Below are 19,260 nucleotides of genomic sequence, written 5' to 3' on the forward strand. Positions count from 1 at the left end.
GTTCTCCTTAACGGGGTTAACGGGCACTGGCGAAAATCACGCCGTTGCCATTCTTGTCGAAGAAAATACGGGCGGGTTTGCTGCCCGGTGGTTGGGTAATACCGGCCTTGTTGGTGAAGGTGACATTGGCGTTTTGGGTATCCCCGGAAAGGCGGGCGCTGCCCAGGTGCAGGGTGTCGGGCAGACTGGTCCAGTAGCGGGTATCGGCGCGGGTCTTGGTGCGGGCGGACATGCCCTGGGCGGCGACACCAATGGCGGTGATGGTATTGAAGCCGGCGGCAAGGCCTCCCCCGGCCCCGGCCGCGATACCGGTGATCAGGCTGTTGTCGCTGAGGCTGGTCATGGTGTCGCCCACGTTGCCGGTGGTCTGCTTGAACTGCACCTTGCCTTCGATGATGCGATCCACCGCCCGCCCGCCTCGCGTCGAGGCCTGGAAGAACACGTCTTCCGCCGGGTAGAGGGTCTGATTGAGGCCATCACCGGAAATCCTGGCGCGGTTTTCGGTAAAGCCCTTGCCGCGACGGTAGACCAGTTCGAAGTGACCGACGCCGTCGGCCAGTTTGCGCGGGGAGGTGCCGGTTTCTGCCACGATCAGGGTATTGTCGCTGTCAGTCGGGATCGGGCCGTCGGGACGAAACTGGCGGTATTCCTCGAAATGCTCATTGGCGAGGCGTTCGTTGCCATCCAGACGTGCCGCCCAACCGGCCAGATAGACCAGGGAGGCAAAGTCGGTGGTGTGCTGTTCTTCCTCGGCGAAGGCATCCTGCAGCAGGCCGTTGAGGAAGGTGGCGCGGGCGTTACCGTAATCGCCATCGATCAGATAGATCAGGCCGCGATAGTAATAGACCATGGAGCGTTCATAGGGCTCGCCCTTGAATTCCTTTTCGCCTTCCTCGTACCAGAGGCTGCGTGCCTTTCGCGCGGCATCGTTGTCCGCATAGACGCTTTCGATGTTGGCGATGGCCTCATCCAGGGTGCGGCGGGCGGTATCCAGATCCCCGGTCTTGAACGCGGTGGCGCCGATTTCCATCAGGTTCAGCACTTCGTTGCGGCGCCCTTCCTGGAACAGTTTGCGCCAGGCGGGCTGCAGGGCCGCTGGTTGACTGGCCACATATTCCTGTTTGGCAGGATCCAGCGGTGCCACCGCGTATTGCTTGGGGCCGGTGGCGCAGGCGCTCAGCAGGCTGGCACCGAGCAGTGGGATCAGGAGCGTCTTGCAGGCATTAAGGGGCCGTGCCCCGGAAACAGCAGGCGTAAACATGGTAGCCATCAACTTCCCCGTTGGATGGATTCTTGTGGCTTTCGTGTGGGGTGTCCCCGGACCCTCACCCGCACGAAGCTCCTTAACTATCAGTATTGAGCAGGCCCGGATAGGCGCGCATCCCCCATATGGGGGATCTTAGGGAAGAGGCTGCCAAGGTTGATCAAATTACAGCCAGATCACGAGTATTCAACCCATGATTCAGTAAGCTTGTTGTAGAAATACTGGAAGATTTGTGTGTCTTGTCACGAAAAAATTGAGATGCATGTCGCTTTTTGCTAGTTTCCCGACTTGGAATACTAAGACGAACTCAGGGAAGGGAAATATATGAAGGGAATTTTTGCCTTCACCCCCCTCGTTGCTGCGTTAGTGCTTGCCGGTTGTGGCGGCGGAGGCAGTAGTGGTGGGGGAGGCTCAGCAAACAATGGTGGCGGTTCATCAGGCACGGCTCTCAAAGGAGCTGCGGTGAAAGGGCCGTTGGCCAATGCGGCAGTCTCACTATATGCCGCTGATCCAAATCAGCCGGATGGTCTTGGCGAACTGCTGGATAGAGGTGATACCAATGGTAGTGCCGCGTTCTCAGGGGTTTCGGTGCCCGATGGCACTACAGGCACTGTGATCGTTGAAGTTGTAGCAGATGCTGACACCATTGATTTGACAACAGGCCAGGCGCCGGTCATTAGCCGTTTGCTGTCCGTCTCTACTGCGGAAGGCATTGCAAACGGTCAAACGAATTATCCTACCCCCCTTAGTACGCTGGCTTTGCAGTTAGCCCTGAAAAATGCAGACAGCCCAGACGGAGGCTTTGCCGGTAATGATGATGGCAATGTTTCCCAGGATGAGTGGCTTCAGGCTCTGGGGATTGCTCAGCAAAAAGTGAAGAGCGCTCTAGGGTTTGACCTGCTTGGTGATGATGTGGATCTGTTTTCCAGTCCTCCTCTAATCACTTCTGCCGACGATGATCAGGCCAAAGTTGTTCAGCTGCGTACGGCTGTAGAGGCCGTATCTGCATTAGCTGCAGAGCTTGCCAAAAAGGCGAAGGAAGCCAATACCGCCAGTGAAGAGTCTGCTGACAGCATCTTCTCTGCGCTGCTGCAGGATTTCTCTGATGGGACGATTGATGGCCAGTCAGATGGGCAGGCCCTGAATGCCTTCAGTGACATCCCAAACCTGGCGACAGAAGTCACTCAGGACCCGTCAATGCTGGTTATTCCCGGCACAGATGGTGTCACGGTTGGTCAGACCAACACGGTTGTGGCCGGTGAAACGGCGGATACGGGTCAGTCTGGAGTGGATACCAGCACAGCCTCCGCTACCACTGCCGATCCCGCCCCAGCAAAGGTCGAGAGTGACCTTGATGGCGATGGTGAGCCGGACAGTACCGATCCTGACATCGATGGCGATGGTGTCCTGAACGCCGACGATCCTGCACCTGGAAACCCTGATCGTGATGATGATGGTGTTGTCGATGGTGACGATGCCTTCCCTGATGATGCGGAAGAAACTGCTGATACTGACGGGGATGGCGTAGGCGACAATTCGGATGCCTTCCCGGAAGACGAGACCGAGACAGTGGACTCCGATGGCGATGGTGTCGGCGATAACGCTGATGTGTTCCCGAATGATCCGGAAGAAACCGCTGACACCGACGGCGATGGCGTAGGCGACAATGCGGATGCTTTCCCGGAAGACGAGACCGAGACCGTAGACTCCGATGGGGATGGTGTTGGCGATAACGCTGATGTGTTCCCGAATGATCCGGAAGAAACCGCTGATACCGACGGCGATGGCGTAGGCGATAATGCGGATGCCTTCCCGGAAGATGAGACCGAGACCGTGGACTCCGATGGGGATGGTGCCGGCGATAACACGGATGCTTTCCCGAACGACCCTGGAGAAACGGCTGATACGGATGGTGACGGGGTTGGGAATAACGCTGATCTCTTCCCGGAGAATCCCGATGAGAGCGTCGACTCTGACGGCGACGGGGTTGGCGATAATTCGGATGCTTTCCCTGATGATGTTACCGAAAGTGAAGATGCCGATGGTGATGGATTTGGTGACAACGTAGCTGATCCAGATCCCACTGATCCTTGTGTTCCCAGCACCACGGTCAGTGCCTGCACCGGCACTACTGTCGAAGCAGTCTGGGGCGAAACGAAATGGAACCAAGCGAACTGGCAGTAAGCCGGTTTGGCAACTAATTACGGAAGAAGGAACGACACAATGGAAAAAATTATGATGACTGCTCTGGCTGCTGCAATGGCAAGTTCCGTGGCTGTGGCAGAAGTGACTGTGCCGAATACATTTGTGCAGGGTACGAACGCGGTTGCGGAAGATGTGAATGCCAACTTTCAGGCCTTGGCTGCGGCTATTGATGAAAGCAATAGCCGCATTGCCGCTCTTGAAGAGCAACTGGAGGCGGCCAAATCTTTAGATGTTTCTGGATCAAACTATGCAGTTCAAAGCTCTTCTGCATCAGTAAGAATTCGTGATGCAAACCCAAGCGGTACAGATGATTTCTCAAGTTGGGGAGTGGATTTATTCTCGGAAAAATTTTCCCTTACATTTAATGCTGACACGGACAAAACTGTTACTTTAGAATTTGAAATTGAGCAGGAAGGTGATTTGGATAATGGGTTTCGCTTAAGTATTGAAGAGGATAGTGAGCCCGTAACGGAAACCCTTTATTGGAATCAGGAAGGGAATCGCCTTCAAATTGCTGAATCCTTAGGTGGCGAGCCAGTGGTTGAGTTTGTTGTCGTAGAAGGCGCGAGTGTTATCTACTCTGCTGATACAGAATCTGTTCGGAATGAGAATCTGGGGCATATTGGATGCGGTGAGCAGGGTTTGGATACTTGTTACGAGGATTATTTTGATAACGGGACCCTAGTGGGCATCCGTCAAACTTCGACTCAGTGACTTTTGGTGAATGCGTGATATTTCCGAGCAGGTAGCGATGACGCCTGCTCGGTCATTTATACGCACTAGTACCGTGTTTCCGCCATTCCCGAAAACTGTTTGGCCAGATAGGTGGCGTAGTTGTCAGTCATGCCGGCAAGAAAATCCAGTGCCCGCATGATGCATTGATAAATGCGTTCCTGTTTGGGCAGCGAGGCCAGTTGTTCCGGAAAACTGTGTCGGCCGATCAGGTCGATGATCCGTTCGTGGCGATAGTTCCGGGCGCTATCGCAGGCATGGGACACCGCCGCTTCAATCAGGCCGTCCAGTAGCGCGCCCATCACTTCGAAGGCCCCGATTTCCAGTTCGATTTTCCGTGGATGCTCGAACACTTTCGAACGGGCCAGCTGCTTGGCGTTTTCCACCACATCGCGCACCGCCGGTTCACAGTGGCTGATCAGATCCCCTTCCATTCTGCCGCCCAGCAGATTGTCGTGGTTGGCCACGAAGGCCTCCACCCCGGCCTCAATGAAGCATTCGATGATCTTGCCCCGCAGCAGGGCCGCCTTGCGGCCGTCGCGCAGGTCGGAATGGATCAGGTCGCGGACCTCGGGGGTGTCAGGAAGGGCCGGTTGCAGCAGGGCATAGACTTCGTCCCAGTGCAGCAGGTCCATCTCCAGGCCATCTTCCAGATCGATAATGGCGTAACAAAAGTCGTCAGCGGCCTCCATCAAATAAGCCAGCGGGTGGCGGCAGAAACGGCCCGGAGCAATTTCCCGCAGGCCGGTGGCAGCGGCCACCTCCCGAAAGGCATCGGCTTCCGACACAAAGGCGCTGTACTTGCCGGGCTTGCTGCTGGCTCCGTTGCTGCCGGTGGCATCGATGGACAGCCAGGGGTATTTCAGGAAGGTGGCCAGGGTGGCATAGGTCAGGCGCATGCCGCCGTCGTACTGGTGGTATTCACTCTTGGTGATGATGCGAAAGCCCTGGGCATTGCCCTCGAAAAAGGTCAGGTCGCTTTGCTGCTCCGGGGCCAGCATGGCGAGGAAGCGTTGCCCCCGTTCCTGGAACCAGGCGCGGATGGCGCGCTCGCCGGTGTGTCCGAACGGCGGGTTGCCGATATCGTGGGCCAGGCAGGCGGACTGGACGATGTCACCCAAGTCGGTGGCGCTGACCGTGTCCGGGAGCAACTGGCGCTGCTGCAGCCGTTCGCCCACGCGGATGCCCAGGGTGCGTCCCACGCAGGACACTTCCAGGGAATGGGTCAGGCGGTTATGAACATGGTCGTTGGTGGCCAGCGGGTGCACCTGGGTCTTGCGCGCCAGTCGCCGGAAGGCGCCGGAAAAGATGATCTTGTCGTGGTCGCGCAGGAAGGCAGTGCGACCGCTCTCATCCTTGGCGCTGCGCCCGCCCAGCCGGGCCTTGTTGAGTAACTGGTGCCAATCCATACAAAAAAATCCGCCTGCGGGCTTGATGAAAAACGCTGTCGCACCCAACGTGAGAAGAACCAATCACAGCATGTTGCCATGGGCCGTGCTGAGATGAACAGAACAGGAACGCAGTGAAACACGAACGGGAGGCGTAATGAATCTGGATAAACCCCTGCTGATGCTGGTTACCAGTGCATCGCAAATGGGTCAGGGTCAGCAGACCGGCCTGTGGCTGGAAGAATTCGCAGTCCCCTGGTTGCTGTTCCGGGAGAAAAATATCCCGGTGGTGGTGGCCAGTCCCCGTGGTGGCAAGATTCCCGTGGACCCCAACTCGGTGCCGGATGATGAACAGAAAGCCCAGTGGTCGGAAGCGATCTCTGCCCTGCAGGATACCCGTCCCCTGGAAGAGATCTGGGAAGACGGGTTTGCCGGTGTCTTTGTCCCTGGCGGCCATGGCGCCATGTTCGATATGCCGGATCACCCCTTGGTGGCAGCGGTGATGGAACGGACCTGGGCTCAGGGTGGCCTGCTCGGTGCGGTCTGCCATGGCCCGGCGGCGCTGGTGGGACTCCGCAATGAAGACGGCACCCCGCTGGTGCAAAACCGCACCCTGACCTGCTTTACCAACGAGGAAGAGCAAGAGGTGGGGCTGGATGATGTGATGCCGTTCCTGCTGGCGACTCGCCTGGCAGAGTTGGGGGCGACGCTGGATCTGGGCGACAAGTTTGTCAGTCACGTGGTGGCGGACGGGCGACTGGTGACCGGGCAGAACCCGCAGTCCAGCCGGGCCGTGGCGGAAACGCTGGTCGAGGTGATCTATGGCGGCCAAGGCGCCCAGGGATAATGCCCTGACTCGCCGGCACCCTGGCCTTACGTTAAGGTAAGAGCCTCGCGCCAGCCGGCGTTCGATTCCGTTGGGAGACATCATGGGGATTTATGATTACAGCGCCACGACCTTGAGTGGCGACGAAAAAGCTCTGGCTGATTTTAAAGGCAAGGTGCTGTTGATTGTTAACACCGCCAGCAAGTGCGGTTTCACGCCGCAGTACAAGGGACTGGAGGCGCTTTATGACGACCTGCAGGAAAAGGGCCTGGAGATTCTCGGCTTTCCCTGCAACCAGTTCGGCAAGCAGGAGCCCGGCGCGGCGGACGAGATCGGTGCTTTCTGCGAGAAGAACTACGGGGTCAGCTTCACCATGTTCGACAAGATCGACGTGAACGGTGACAACACCCACCCGCTGTACGCTTACCTGAAAAGCGAAGCCACCGGTGTGTTGGGTAGCAAGGCCATCAAATGGAACTTCACCAAGTTTCTGGTTAACCGGGATGGCAAGGTCATCAAGCGCTATGCGCCCACCGACAAGCCGGAAGCGATCCGCAAGGATATTGAAGCCCTGCTGTAAGCAGGGTGGAGCGACAGGTACGAGTTGCGAGTAACGAGTTTCGAAAAGCGATAATCAGCAGATGGACTGCATCGATTAAGCCGTAGAGCGATTCCGGTTTTGCCTTTCGCAACTCGTTCCTCGAAACTCGTCACTGCCTTTACGCGCTCTTACGCCTTTCCAGCCATTCAAAGGCCGCCATCCCCGCCACCATGGCGGCAACGAAGACCACGGCCTTGAGGCTGCCGGTGCCCAGTGCCACCAGCGCCGGGCCTGGACAAAAGCCCGCCAGCCCCCAGCCCACCCCGAAACCCAGTGAGCCCAGCACCAGCCGCCGGTCCAGTTTGCGGTTGCCGGGTATCTGAATGGGGTCGCCACTCCAGGCAAGGTGACGACCCTTGGTCAGGACAAAGCCCACCGACGCCACCGCAATGGCGCCCACCATTACCAGCGCCAGGGACGGATCCCAATCGCCGGCCAGATCCAGAAAGGCCAGCACCTTGGCCGGGTTGGCCATGCCGGCCAGTAACAAGCCGATTCCGAAAATCAGGCCGACGATGAAGGCACTCAGTTGCGAACGGTTCATAGCGCCCCTCCCAGACAATGGCGAACCACATAGACGGTGACAAAGCCGCTGCCCATGAACGCCAGAGTGGCCACCAGTGAGCGCGGAGAGAGTCGGGAAATGCCACAGACCCCATGGCCGCTGGTGCAGCCGGCGCCGTAGCGGGTGCTGATGCCGACAATCAGCCCGGCAAGGATCAACAGCGGCCAGTCCGCCGCAATGATCAATGGGGGCAGGGTGGTTGCCAGGCCCCACAGCAGCGGGGCAGCGACCATGCCCAGCACAAAGGCCAGTCGCCAGCCCCGGTCACCGGGGGCGGGGCGCACCAGGCCGCCGACAATGCCACTGATGCCGGCAATGCGGCCGTTGGCATGAATAAAGAGGGCGGCGGCCAGCCCGATCAGGGCGCCACCGGCCAGGGCCGACCCGGGCGTAAAGGCTTGCCAGTCGATGGTCATCGGGTGTCTCCACAAAACAGGGCGTACAGGGTTTCCAGCACGGCCAGGGCCTTGGGGTCGGCAATGGAATAATGCATCTGCTTGCCGTCCCGGCGACTGGCCACCAGCCCTTCCCGGCGAAGAACGCCCAGCTGTTGGGACAGGGAGGGTTGGTAAACGCCAACTAATTCTTCCAGCTCGCTGACGCTGCGCTCGCCCTCGGTGAGCTGGCAGAGCAACAGAAGCCGATCCGGGTGTGACAGGGCCTTGAGCAGCTGACTGGCTTCGGTGGCGTTATCGCGCAGGGCATCCATATCCAGAGTTTCCATGACACTTCCATAAAATATATTTAAATAAAATATATAATGAATGATCAGGATCATGCAAGGGGCTGACGGGTAACCGCTATCTCGTCGCCTGATTAGCCGTTGGCGCTTTGCCTGTCACGCGAAGCGGCGTGGCGTTCCTGGTTTCGCTTTGCAAGCAAAGCGCCAACGCGACCCGCGCGGCTGGACCGGCTAGACCGGCAGCACACCGTAGTAGACGGCGAAGAAATGGCAGACGCTGCCGCCCATGACGAACAGGTGCCAGATAGCGTGGTTAAAAGGAATAAAGCGGTCGGCCAGGTAGAAAATCACCCCGGCGGTGTAGGTGATGCCGCCGGCCAGGATCAGCCAGAATCCCAGGTCATTCAATTTGGTGGTCAGCTCCCCGGACGCAACCAGGATCAGCCAGCCCATGGCCAGGTAAATGCCCACCCGCATCAGCTTGAAACGGTGGCCGTACATTGCCTTGAGACCGATACCGATGAGCGCCAGTGTCCAGATCACTGCAAACAGGATCCAGCCGGTCTGGCCACGCAAATTCACCAGCAGGAAAGGCGTATAGGTGCCGGCAATCAAGCCGTAGATGGCGCAGTGATCGAGCATCTTGAACACCGCCCGCCACTTCGGGTTGCGCAGGCTGTGGTAAAGCGCGCTGGCACTGTAGAGCAGGATCAGGCTGGCGCCAAAAATACTGAAACCGACGATTTTCCAGGGGTCGCCCTGCAGACTGGCGGCAACCACCAGCACCACGGTGCCGGCCACACTCAGGGCTGCGCCGATGCCGTGCGTCCAACCGTTCAACCATTCTTCCAGAATAGAGTAATCCGTTTCCGGTTGTGGGGTTGCGGGCATTGACGGCGTCTTCTTTCCAGTGAGAGGAGACTGCATCATGCCGAGCGTTCACCGCGCCTGTAAAGCGCCAATTCAGTCAGAGGTGCAGATCGGCGTTCCCTATCGAGGCAATGAATTCATTCTCCTGTCGATGCGCGGATTGTGGCGTTACGGTCAACACATGGCATGGCGAAGCGGGGTTGAAGTCGCTGTCCCCGAGGCCATGTAAGGAAACAGCGGGAGAGTCTCCCGCCGCACATTCGCACAGCAAGGAGCCACGCAATGATTGAGCACAACAAGCAGGTTGCCGAGCAGTTGAGCAAGTTACTGGCGGAGAGTTATACCCTCTACCTGAAAACCCACAAGTATCACTGGAACGTGACCGGACCCATGTTCCACAGCCTGCATCTACTTTTCGAGCAGCAGTACACCGAGCTGGCGCTGGCGGTAGACACCATTGCCGAGCGAATCCGCGCACTGGGTTGGAAGGCGCCGGGCAGCTATGCGGAGTTCGCCAAGTTGTCCACGGTGAAAGACGCGGTGGGCGACCCGTCTGCCAGTGACATGATCCGAGAGCTGGCGCAGGACCACCGCACCGTTGCCGAGCAGGCCAATCGGGTCTTGAAACTGGCCGGCGAGCACGAGGATGAGGGGTCTTCCACGGTAGCCAGTGACCGCATCGAGATTCACGAAAAGGCGGCCTGGATGCTGTCCGCCCATCTCGACTGATAGTTAAAGGCAATTGATGAAATAGAGGTAATCCGTTTTCCAGATCAATAGAGGGTGACTATTATTGAATGCATAGCAAATGAGCCACCCTCTAATTGGCACAAGGAGTGCAACCATGCTGGAAAATCGCGCAGGACAACGCGTCCCCCAGGTCACCTTCCGGACCCGTGAAGGAAATGAATGGCAGGACGTGACCACCGACGACCTGTTTCAGGGAAAAACCGTGGTGGTGTTCGCCCTGCCGGGGGCATTTACGCCGACCTGCTCCTCCACCCACCTGCCCCGTTATAACGAACTGGCGCCGGTGTTGAAGGCCAACGGTGTCGACGACATTGTGTGCCTTTCCGTGAACGACGGCTTCGTCATGAACGCCTGGGCTGGCGACCAGGCTGCCGGCAACATCCGTTTCATTCCGGATGGTAACGGCGAGTTCACCGACAAGATGGGCATGCTGGTGGACAAGCAGGATCTGGGTTTTGGGCCCCGTAGCTGGCGGTATTCCATGCTGGTGAAAGACGGGGTAATTGACCGCATGTTCATCGAGCCGGAAAAACCTGGCGACCCGTTCGAGGTCTCCGATGCGGACACCATGCTCAATTACATCAATGGCGAAGCGGCCTTGCCCAAGCGGGTCACCGTTTTCACCAAACCGGGTTGCCCGCACTGCACCCGAGCCAAGAAGGCGCTGGCCGATAACGGCTACGCGTTCGAGGAAATCGAACTGGGCAGCCGGGGGCTGAGCTACAGCACCCTGGCGGCGGTCACCGGTGCCGGCACCACGCCGCAGGTGTATATCGAAGGCGAACGCATTGGCGGCGCCGATGAGCTGGAAGCCTGGCTCAAGGCCTGATCAGGCCGCAAGCCTGGTAAAGAGCAACCCCGTGACGCGCTCACCTTCACCGCACGGCGGGCAGGGTGGACCCACCCGCCATGCATCGTACTTCCCCCCTTGGGTCGACGCCTGTCGGCCCTTTTTTTTACGGTAAATCCCCGCAGCTTTGCGAGAGGTAGGGTGCCACTGAGCCCAAGGCGAACTGCACCATGAAGCGCCGGGTCGGTGCAGTTCGCCTCAGGCTCAGTGGCACCCTGCGCAATCGGTGGTGGCGGTCAGGGATTCAGGGTTAGGGTTTCATCATTCGGAAGCCGTTTCCCTACACAAAGACACCACAGTCATTTCAGGTCAGAATCCGGTAGGGTTTTGAATAGGCTTCACGACACGGCGGCAAGTTGTGTGATAATTGGTACTGGTTAGTACCATGGAATCGGGAGAGCACGCATGGCACGTTTCTGGGCACTGGTTGGCCTGTCTCTGGTGATGGCGGGATGTGGTGATGAGCCGCCTGCGCAGGCGCCGTTACCGCAGCCGGTGAAACTGTACACGGTGAATGGCGATGGTGCCGGGCAGCTTCGGCATTACCCGGGGCGGGTGGTGGCGACCGAAGGGTCACAGCTGGCGTTCCGGGTGTCCGGGCAGCTGGTCAAGCTGCCGGTGCGTGCGGGTGAACAGGTGAAGAAGGGGCAGCTGCTGGCGGCCCTGGATCCGGCGGATTTCAACAATCAGCTGGCGGACCGCCAGGCACAGTATGATCTGGCCGAAAGTCAGTATCAGCGAGCCATCAGCCTGCGCGAGCGCGGGGTGATTTCCGAAGCCCAGTTTGACGAGTTGCAGGCCAAACGCCGCCAGGCCCGGGCTGCCCTGAGTCAGGCCCGTGACAATGTGGACTATACCCGTCTCAAGGCACCCTATGAGGGTACCGTGGCGCGCACCGAGGTGGAGAATTTCCAGTTTGTGCAGGCCAAGGAACCGATCCTCTATCTGCAGGGTGACGATAACATCGATATCGAGTTCGCCGTGTCCGAACGCTTTTTCACCAACCTGAGGGAAGGCGGCGAAGACTATCAGCCGACGGTGCGTTTTGAAGGGGCGCCCAACCGTACCTTCAAGGCAAGCTATAAAGAGCATGAAGCCAGCGCGGATGCGCGTACCCAGACCTACAACATCACCCTGACCATGGCTAACCCTGAAGGCTTGCTGGTGCTGCCGGGCATGAGCGTGGATGTGGCCATTGACCTGAGCCAGATCCGCAAGGCCTCCGCGGATCACTTGCAGGTGCCGGTGGAGGCGGTGTTCAAACAGGACGGCAAGGAAGGAGCCTTCGTCTGGCGCTATCAGAAGCAGGACCAGGAGGGAACGGTGACCGCGGTGCCGGTCATGCTCGGCCAGGTTGTCGGTGACGGGGTGGAAATCCTGGACGGCCTGCAGGCCGGGGATCGGGTGGTCAGTGCCGGGGTTCACCATCTTGAAGAGGGTCAGACGGTCCGTGAGTTGGTGAAAGAGCGGGGACTGTAAATGAATATCGCCGCCTACAGCATCCGTCATCGCGTCGTTAGCTGGCTGTTCACTCTGGTGCTGCTGGTGGGCGGGATCGTCAGTTTTACCCGGCTGGGTCAGTTGGAAGATCCGGAGTTCACCATCAAGACGGCCATGGTGATTACCAGCTACCCGGGGGCGTCGCCCCGTCAGGTGGAAGAGGAAGTGACCCTGCCGGTGGAGATGGCCATCCAGAATCTTCCCTATGTGGATTACGTCACTTCCATCTCCAGCAATGGGCTGTCCCAGGTACAGGTGGAGATGAAACCCACCTACCGGTCCAGCCAGCTCAAACAGATCTGGGACGAGTTACGGCACAAGCTCACGGACCTGCAACCTGAGTTACCGCCGGGAGCCGGCACCATTCAGGTCATGGATGACTTTGGTGATGTGTACGGTATTTTGCTGGCCATTACCGGGGACGGTTACCGCTATCAGGACATGCAGGATTACGCCGACTACCTGACCCGGGAGCTGGTGCTGGTGAAAGGCGTGGGCAAGGTGGTGGTAGGGGGCCAGCGCCAGGAGCAGGTGCTGGTGGAAATCTCCCGCACCCGGCTGGCGTCACTGGGCATCAGCCCGGAACGGATCTTTTCCCTGTTGCAGACCCAGAATACGGTCAACCCGGCGGGCAAGGTCAGAGTCGGTGACGAATACATCCGCATCTACCCCACCGGAGAATTTCCCACCGTCCAGGATATGGGGGATCTGCTGATTTCCGAACCGGGCGCGGATGAGCTGGTTTACCTGCGCGATGTGGCCACCATTGAACGGGGCTACGCAGAGGTGCCGGATCATCTTTACCGCTTTAATGGTGAGGCGGCCCTGACCCTGGGGGTTTCGTTCTCCAAGGGCGTCAATGTGGTGGAAGTGGGCGCGCGGGTAGAACAGCGTCTGGCCGAGTTGGAGTACCAGCGACCGGCGGGCATGGAGCTGGCCACGGTCTACAACCAGCCCGAAGAGGTCGACAGTTCGGTGGGGGCCTTCCTGCTCAACCTGGGCGAGGCCATAGCCATCGTCATCGTGGTGCTGCTGGTGTTCATGGGGGTGCGCTCCGGTCTGTTGATGGGGGGCGTGTTGCTGCTCACCATCCTTGGCACCTTTATCGTCATGAAAATGCTGGCCATTGATCTGCAGCGGATTTCCCTGGGCGCACTGATTATTGCCCTGGGGATGCTGGTGGATAACGCCATCGTGGTCACCGAAGGCATCCTGGTGGGCATGAAGCGGGGCATGTCGAAACTGGAAGCGGCGGTGGATATTGTCCGCCAGACTATCTGGCCACTGCTGGGGGCCACGGTGATTGCCATCATGGCGTTCGCGCCCATTGGTCTTTCCGAGGATGCCACAGGGGAATACACCAATACCCTGTTCTGGGTGTTGCTGATTTCGTTGCTGCTCAGCTGGATCACAGCGGTGACCCTGGTGCCGTTCTTTGCCGACCTGTTCTTCTCCGACAAGGATGTGGGCGGTGCCGAGGGGGAGGCCGAAGACCCCTACAAAGGGAAAATCTTTGTCATCTATCGGCGTTTGCTGGACCGGGCCATTCACCACCGGGTGCTCACCCTGAGCGGCATGGGCATCCTGCTGGTCGCAGCGGTGGTGGGCTTCGGCGCAGTCAAACAGGCCTTCTTCCCGCCCTCCAATACCCCCATGTTTCTGGTGGACTACTGGCTGCCCCAGGGCAGTGATATTCGTGCCACCCGCGAGGCGGTGGAGCGTCTGGAGTCATCGCTGCTGGATATGGACGAAGTCACCGGGGTGACCAGTACCATCGGTCGCGGCGCCGAGCGATTCATGCTGCCCTATAACCCGGAAAAGAGTTACCCCAGCTATGCCCAGTTGATTGTTCAGGTGGGCGAACGGGAGCAGATTGATGCGGCCCTGTCTGCCACCCGGAAACTGATCGGCGAAGAACACCTGCAGGCCTTTGCCAAGGTGAAACGCCTGATGATCGGTCCCAGCCCGCCGGCGTCCATTGAGGCCCGTTTCAGCGGCCCGGACCCTCAGACGTTGCGCGAATTGGGGCTGAAGGCCCAGGCGATCATGCGTGCCGACGGCGGTCTGGAGAGCATTCGACATGACTGGCGTCAGCAGGAAAAAGTGATTCGTCCCCAGTTTCAGGAGGCCCAGGCCCGCCGTGCCGGCATCAGCCGGGAAGACCTGGACAATACCCTGGCCCTGAATTTCAGCGGCCGCACTGTCGGCCTGTACCGGGACGGCAGTCAGTTGTTGCCCATTGTGGCGCGGCCCCCGGAAGAGGAGCGGCTCAGTGCCGATAACCTGAACGATGTGCAGGTGTGGTCGCCGGTCTATACCACCTATATCCCGATTACCCAGGTGGTGTCCGATTTCCGCACGGAGTGGGAGAACGCGCTGATTCTGCGTCGTGACCGCAAGCGGACTCTCACCGTGCAGGCGGAGCCGGATGTGCTCGGTGATGAAACCGCCGACCAGGTGCTGCGCCGGATCCGCCCGGCCATTGCCGAGCTGGAATTGCCACCGGGGTATTCCCTGGCCTGGGGGGGAGAATATGAAGCCTCGAAAGATGCCCAGGCAGCCGTATTCGGCAGCCTGCCCATGGGCTACCTGTTCATGTTCATCATTACCATGCTGCTGTTTGATTCCCTGCGCCAGCCGCTGGTGATCTGGGCCACGGTGCCGCTGGCCATTATCGGCGTCACCCTGGGCCTGTTGCTGCTCAATGCCCCCTTCGGCTTCATGGCCTTGCTGGGCTTTCTCAGCTTGTCCGGCATGCTGGTGAAGAACGGCATCGTGCTGGTGGAGCAGATCAAGCTGGAGATGGAATCCCTGCCGCCGTTTGAGGCGGTGGTGACAGCGTCCATTTCCCGGGTGCGACCGGTGTGCATGGCGGCAGTGACTACCATCCTGGGCATGATCCCGCTGTTGTTCGATGCCTTCTTCGAATCCATGGCGGTGGTGATCATGTTCGGCCTGGGCTTCGCCACCATCCTGACGCTGATTGTGGTGCCGGTGCTTTATACCCTGGCCTATGGCATCAAGCCGGGGCGGGAAGAGCATGTGTGAACCCTGTCTGTAGGGGCGGGGTGCTCTGAGCCATGTGGGTGTGGGGCGCGAGCGACGAGATGCGAGTTACGAACGGCAAAATTCGATAGAGGTTTTGGGTTTTCGTAACTCGCTTCTCGTAACTCGCAGGTGTCTGTTTCCGTTCTCTCTGCCACAATGCCCGCCTGACACGATTCACTACCCCAAGGAGTCCCCATGTTGTTGGCTATTGCCGCCGTCATTGCTGGCCTGATTTTGCTGGTATGGAGTGCTGACAAGTTTGTGGAAGGGGCAGCGGGTACCGCCGCCCATGCCGGGATGCCGCCGCTGCTGATCGGCATGTTGATCGTCGGCTTCGGCACCTCCGCACCGGAGATGGTGGTGTCTGCCATGGCGGCGCTCGATGGCAATCCCTCGCTGGCCCTGGGCAATGCCTATGGCTCCAATATTTCCAATATTGCCCTGATTCTCGGGGTGGTGGCGGTGATCAGCCCCATTGCACTGAATTCGGCGGTTCTCAAGAAAGAGCTGCCGGTGCTGACGCTGGTGACCTTGCTGGCCGGCTATCAGCTGTTGGATGGCAATATTTCCCGTCTGGATGCCTGGGTCTTGATCGCCGTGCTGGCGCTACTGATGGGCTGGTCCATCTATGCCGCCATGACCGGTAAAGGGGATGTGCTGGCCGGGGAAGTGGAAACCGATCTGGCGGAACACCCGCTGCCCCTGAAGACGTCGTTGTTCTGGCTGGTGGTGGGCCTGGCCCTGCTGGTGGGTAGCTCCCGGCTGCTGGTGTGGGGGGCGGTGGATATCGCCCAGTCACTGGGGGTCAGCGATCTGATCATCGGCCTGACCATCGTGGCGATTGGCACCTCCCTGCCGGAGCTGGCCTCCAGTATCGCTGCGGTCCGCAAGGGGGAGCACGATATTGCCTTTGGTAACGTGCTAGGCTCGAACCTGTTCAATACCCTGGCGGTGGTGGGTATTGCCGGTGCCATCCAGCCCATGAGCGTGGAAACGCTGGTATTGCAGCGCGACTGGAGCCTGATGATGGTGCTGACCCTGGCCCTGTTCGTCATGGGCTTTGGGTTATGGGGCCGCAAGGGCCAGATCACCCGGGGCAATGGTGTCGTATTGCTGTTGGTGTTCGTATCCTATATGAGTTTCCTGGGCGGCAGCGTGATCATGGCGGCCCGCTAACGTGTCAAAAGGGACGGAGTGGCGATGCAGGGTACGGATATATCGGTAAAGCTGGAGCGTGGCACGTTTTTGCTCACGCTGGTGGCGGTCAGCGTGGCTTTTGCGCTGTTGTTGAAACCCTTCTTCGCCCCGATCTTCTGGGCCTGCGCCATCGGCGTGATTTTCTATCCGTTCCAGAAACGGCTGCTGGGCAAATGGCCCCATCGCCGTAACCTGGTCTCCCTGTGCACCCTCATCCTCTGTGTGGTGCTGGTGGTGATTCCGGTTCTGGTGGTGGCCTCCTCCTTTGTCACCGAAGGGGTGTCCCTGTTCCAGAAAGTGCAGAGCGGCGAGCTCAACCTGGCTGACTATGTGGACCGCATCAAGCAGGCCTTCCCCTGGTTGCAGACCCTGGCCGAACGTTTCGATATTGACCTGGATCGCATCAAGTCGCAGACCGTGGAAGCCTTCACCGGCGCCGGCCAGTTTCTGGCCAAGCGGGCCCTGGCTGTCGGTCAGAACACCTTCCAGTTTTTCCTCAATCTGGGGCTGATGCTGTACTTGGCGTTCTTCCTGATCCGCGACGGCGATGCCATGGTCAGCATGCTGATTCGCGCGCTGCCGCTGGGTGACGAACGGGAAAAACTGCTGTTTGCCAAGTTTGCTGAAGTGACCCGGGCTACCATCAAGGGCAATCTGCTGGTGGCAGCGACCCAGGGGGCGCTGGGCGGATTGATCTTCTGGTGGCTGGGTATCCCCGGTGCCTTGTTGTGGGGGGTGGTGATGGCCGTGCTGTCGCTGATTCCGGCGGTGGGGGCAGGCCTCATCTGGGTACCGGTTTCACTCTACCTCTATGCGGTGGGTGATATAGTGAATGCCACCATACTGGCCTTGTTTGGTATTTTTGTTATCGGGCTGGTGGACAATATCCTGCGGCCGATCCTGGTGGGCCGGGACACCAAGTTGCCGGATTATGTGGTGTTGTTTTCCACCCTTGGCGGCCTGGCCATGTTCGGCATTACCGGTTTTGCGCTGGGGCCGCTGCTGGCGGCCCTGTTTGTTGCCTTCTGGGGCATTTTCATACGCGAGTTCAATGAGGGTGAAAGTCCCGCCGTTCTGCTGGAGCAGCAGGGCAGTAGCGAGGAAGCGCCCGGGAGTGAGGCATCATGATTTTTCTGCGTCTGGTATTGGCCGCGTCCGTGGCAGGGCTGTCGACTTTCGGTTGCGACGAGGATGATGACAACGGTCTGTTTTCTGACAACGCCAGAATCTACTTCCATAACCAGCTGACCCAGGTGGGTGGCGGCAGCGAAGATGATGTCACCGTGGACCTGTTTGTGGACAACCAGAATAGTCCTCTGCAGGACGATGTGGGCTACACCATTACGGGCAATGTCAGCGCTGAATCCATCGAGCTGGATGACGACAGTGAGTCCTTGTCTTTCGATGCCCGTGGCAGCAGTTCCGGCAGCACCCTGGTCAACGGCCCACTGAATCGCACTCTGACAGCGGGTGATCGTTATACCGTGGTGCTGATGGGGGATACGACGCTGGACAACCGTCAGCTGCGCACCTACCGCCACCAGGATATGGACGTAACCAGCGGTCAGATCCGGGTGCGTTTCATCAATACCCTGTCGCGCCTCTCCGGCGACGAACTCAGCGTTGTCACGCCGGGCGCAGCCGGCCAGTCGCTGGTGTCCGGTCTGGAGTATGCGGAGGGCAGCAGCTATGTCTCGGTGAATGCCAGTGGCAGCCTGGACGTGACGGTGAACAACGAAACCCAGGGCCTGGAAATCGACCAGGTAAGCTGCAGCGTCAGCAGCGGCCGCAGCTACGATGCCATCATTGCCTATCGCCGTTTCGACAGCGACGATGACCAGATCGCCCTGTACTGCCAGCCGTTCAACTGAACGGCTGGCAGTACCCGCCTTTCGACCCCCTCCAAACTGCCAACTATTACCAAAAAAATGCCGCTGGCCGTGGTAATTCTTACGCCGGTAATCGATTCGGGAGAAAACAATGAAAAAGCTGGGCCTGCTGGCCATGGCCGGTGTTGTGATGTTGTCCGGTTGCGGGGGAGATGACGATGAGGTGGAGGATCTGCTGCGGCCCCCTGCCAGCCTCTATTTCCATAACCAATTAACCGACTTCACGGATCCGGATGCCTCCAGCATTCGTGTGGATGTGGTGACCAACAAATCTTCGGATCCCCTGTTTGAGGATGTGGGTTACTCAACCGATGAACAGGACGGCAAGAATCTGAAACTGGATGCCGGTGAAGACACTATCGAATTTTCCGTGCGCAGAAATGGCAGCGACTTCCACGCAGACAGCGCGAGCCTGAAAGCGGGGGATAATTACACGCTGGTATTCATGGGCGATGTTGTTGGCGGTGCTCTGCAATTGGCTGCGTTTCGCCAACAGACGCCAGAGGTGGCTGCTACCCAGGTAGGGGTGCGTTTTATCCATGCCATGTATGAGCAAGCCAGCACCCGTTTCTCAATCGGCATTGCAGCGGATCTGGATTATGGCAAAGCAACCGGCTATTTCGCAGATACACCGAACGGCAGTGGCCGCCTGGAAATTGAAGTGAGGGATGCGGCGGATGACAGCCTGCTGGATACGGTATCCTGTGCGGTTCAGGCCGGTAAGAGCTATGACGCCATCATTACCCACAAGGGGTTTGCTGATCCTGACATGGCGATGTTTTGCCAGCAGGTAGAAGGCTCCTGATCCGGGCTGTGTTGGTGTAGGAGCCATGCTCGCATGGCGAACATGTTGAGCGATTCGCCATGCGAGCCTGGCTCCTACGGGCCAATCC

Annotated in this window: 18 protein-coding genes; 12 read left to right on the forward strand and 6 right to left on the reverse strand. The window is 58.9% G+C overall.

Annotated elements, in window-relative coordinates; all coding sequences use genetic code 11:
- Positions 1–16: 16 nt before the first annotated feature.
- The gene (locus tag A0251_RS02695; RefSeq protein ID WP_197461834.1) at positions 17–1,270 is read right to left on the reverse strand and encodes a hypothetical protein; all 1,254 of its coding nucleotides are present in this window, start codon (positions 1,268–1,270) and stop codon (positions 17–19) included.
- A gap of 318 nt (positions 1,271–1,588) precedes the next feature.
- Here A0251_RS02695 and A0251_RS02700 point away from each other — a divergent pair, with 318 nt between their 5' ends.
- Both A0251_RS02700 and A0251_RS02705 read left to right on the forward strand, forming a co-directional pair.
- Positions 1,589–3,448: a hypothetical protein gene (locus tag A0251_RS02700; RefSeq protein WP_062815277.1), complete on the forward strand. Its 1,860-nt coding sequence runs from the start codon at positions 1,589–1,591 to the stop codon at positions 3,446–3,448.
- Between the two features lie 39 nt (positions 3,449–3,487).
- On the forward strand, positions 3,488–4,183 hold the full coding sequence (locus tag A0251_RS02705; protein ID WP_062815278.1) for a hypothetical protein: 696 nt from the start codon (positions 3,488–3,490) through the stop codon (positions 4,181–4,183).
- Between the two features lie 65 nt (positions 4,184–4,248).
- Here the strand turns inward: A0251_RS02705 and A0251_RS02710 are convergent, their stop codons facing one another.
- Positions 4,249–5,610 carry a deoxyguanosinetriphosphate triphosphohydrolase gene (locus A0251_RS02710; RefSeq protein ID WP_062815279.1) on the reverse strand — a complete coding sequence of 454 codons (1,362 nt, stop codon included), beginning with the start codon at positions 5,608–5,610 and terminating at the stop codon, positions 4,249–4,251.
- A 136-nt stretch (positions 5,611–5,746) separates the two neighbouring features.
- On the opposite strand from A0251_RS02710, the gene A0251_RS02715 reads away from it, so the two are divergent.
- Both A0251_RS02715 and A0251_RS02720 read left to right on the forward strand, forming a co-directional pair.
- A complete protein-coding gene (locus A0251_RS02715) occupies positions 5,747–6,436 on the forward strand; it encodes a type 1 glutamine amidotransferase domain-containing protein (protein WP_062815280.1) in 690 nt (229 codons plus the stop codon).
- An 82-nt stretch (positions 6,437–6,518) separates the two neighbouring features.
- On the forward strand, positions 6,519–6,995 hold the full coding sequence (locus A0251_RS02720; RefSeq protein ID WP_062815281.1) for a glutathione peroxidase: 477 nt from the start codon (positions 6,519–6,521) through the stop codon (positions 6,993–6,995).
- Positions 6,996–7,134: 139 nt separating this feature from the next.
- Here A0251_RS02720 and A0251_RS02725 read toward each other — a convergent pair whose 3' ends face one another.
- The 4 genes from A0251_RS02725 to A0251_RS02740 form a co-directional block, all read right to left on the reverse strand.
- Complete coding sequence (locus A0251_RS02725) at positions 7,135–7,560, reverse strand: YeeE/YedE family protein (protein ID WP_062815282.1); 426 nt, start codon at positions 7,558–7,560, stop codon at positions 7,135–7,137.
- The gene (locus tag A0251_RS02730; protein WP_062815283.1) at positions 7,557–7,997 is read right to left on the reverse strand and encodes a YeeE/YedE family protein; all 441 of its coding nucleotides are present in this window, start codon (positions 7,995–7,997) and stop codon (positions 7,557–7,559) included. Before A0251_RS02730 ends, A0251_RS02725 begins: the two co-directional genes overlap by 4 nt.
- Positions 7,994–8,305 (reverse strand): helix-turn-helix transcriptional regulator, encoded by a 312-nt coding sequence (locus tag A0251_RS02735; protein WP_062815493.1) that lies wholly within the window; start codon positions 8,303–8,305, stop codon positions 7,994–7,996. The genes A0251_RS02730 and A0251_RS02735 overlap by 4 nt, the downstream gene beginning before the upstream one ends.
- Positions 8,306–8,494: 189 nt before the next feature.
- Entirely contained in the window at positions 8,495–9,154 is a 660-nt protein-coding gene (locus A0251_RS02740; protein ID WP_062815284.1) for a hemolysin III family protein, read from the reverse strand.
- Positions 9,155–9,415: 261 nt separating this feature from the next.
- Between A0251_RS02740 and A0251_RS02745 the strand changes: the two genes are divergently transcribed.
- From A0251_RS02745 to A0251_RS02780, 8 genes are all read left to right on the forward strand, one after another.
- Positions 9,416–9,862, forward strand: a complete 447-nt coding sequence (locus tag A0251_RS02745) for a Dps family protein (protein WP_062815285.1) — start codon at positions 9,416–9,418, stop codon at positions 9,860–9,862.
- Positions 9,863–9,977: 115 nt separating this feature from the next.
- Entirely contained in the window at positions 9,978–10,712 is a 735-nt protein-coding gene (locus tag A0251_RS02750; protein ID WP_062815286.1) for a glutathione peroxidase, read from the forward strand.
- 426 nt (positions 10,713–11,138) lie between these two features.
- The gene (locus A0251_RS02755; RefSeq protein WP_062815287.1) at positions 11,139–12,212 is read left to right on the forward strand and encodes an efflux RND transporter periplasmic adaptor subunit; all 1,074 of its coding nucleotides are present in this window, start codon (positions 11,139–11,141) and stop codon (positions 12,210–12,212) included.
- Entirely contained in the window at positions 12,213–15,281 is a 3,069-nt protein-coding gene (locus A0251_RS02760; protein ID WP_062815288.1) for an efflux RND transporter permease subunit, read from the forward strand.
- Between the two features lie 195 nt (positions 15,282–15,476).
- Positions 15,477–16,457 (forward strand): calcium/sodium antiporter, encoded by a 981-nt coding sequence (locus tag A0251_RS02765; RefSeq protein ID WP_062815289.1) that lies wholly within the window; start codon positions 15,477–15,479, stop codon positions 16,455–16,457.
- A gap of 24 nt (positions 16,458–16,481) precedes the next feature.
- Positions 16,482–17,606 (forward strand): AI-2E family transporter, encoded by a 1,125-nt coding sequence (locus tag A0251_RS02770; RefSeq protein WP_062815290.1) that lies wholly within the window; start codon positions 16,482–16,484, stop codon positions 17,604–17,606.
- Positions 17,603–18,349 carry a DUF4397 domain-containing protein gene (locus tag A0251_RS02775; protein ID WP_062815291.1) on the forward strand — a complete coding sequence of 249 codons (747 nt, stop codon included), beginning with the start codon at positions 17,603–17,605 and terminating at the stop codon, positions 18,347–18,349. The genes A0251_RS02770 and A0251_RS02775 overlap by 4 nt, the downstream gene beginning before the upstream one ends.
- 109 nt (positions 18,350–18,458) lie before the next feature.
- Positions 18,459–19,172, forward strand: coding sequence for a DUF4397 domain-containing protein (locus A0251_RS02780; RefSeq protein WP_062815292.1), 714 nt, complete (start codon positions 18,459–18,461; stop codon positions 19,170–19,172).
- Positions 19,173–19,260 lie beyond the last annotated feature (88 nt).

This window comes from Alcanivorax sp. NBRC 102024, from assembly GCF_001602235.1.
Lineage (GTDB): Bacteria > Pseudomonadota > Gammaproteobacteria > Pseudomonadales > Alcanivoracaceae > Alcanivorax.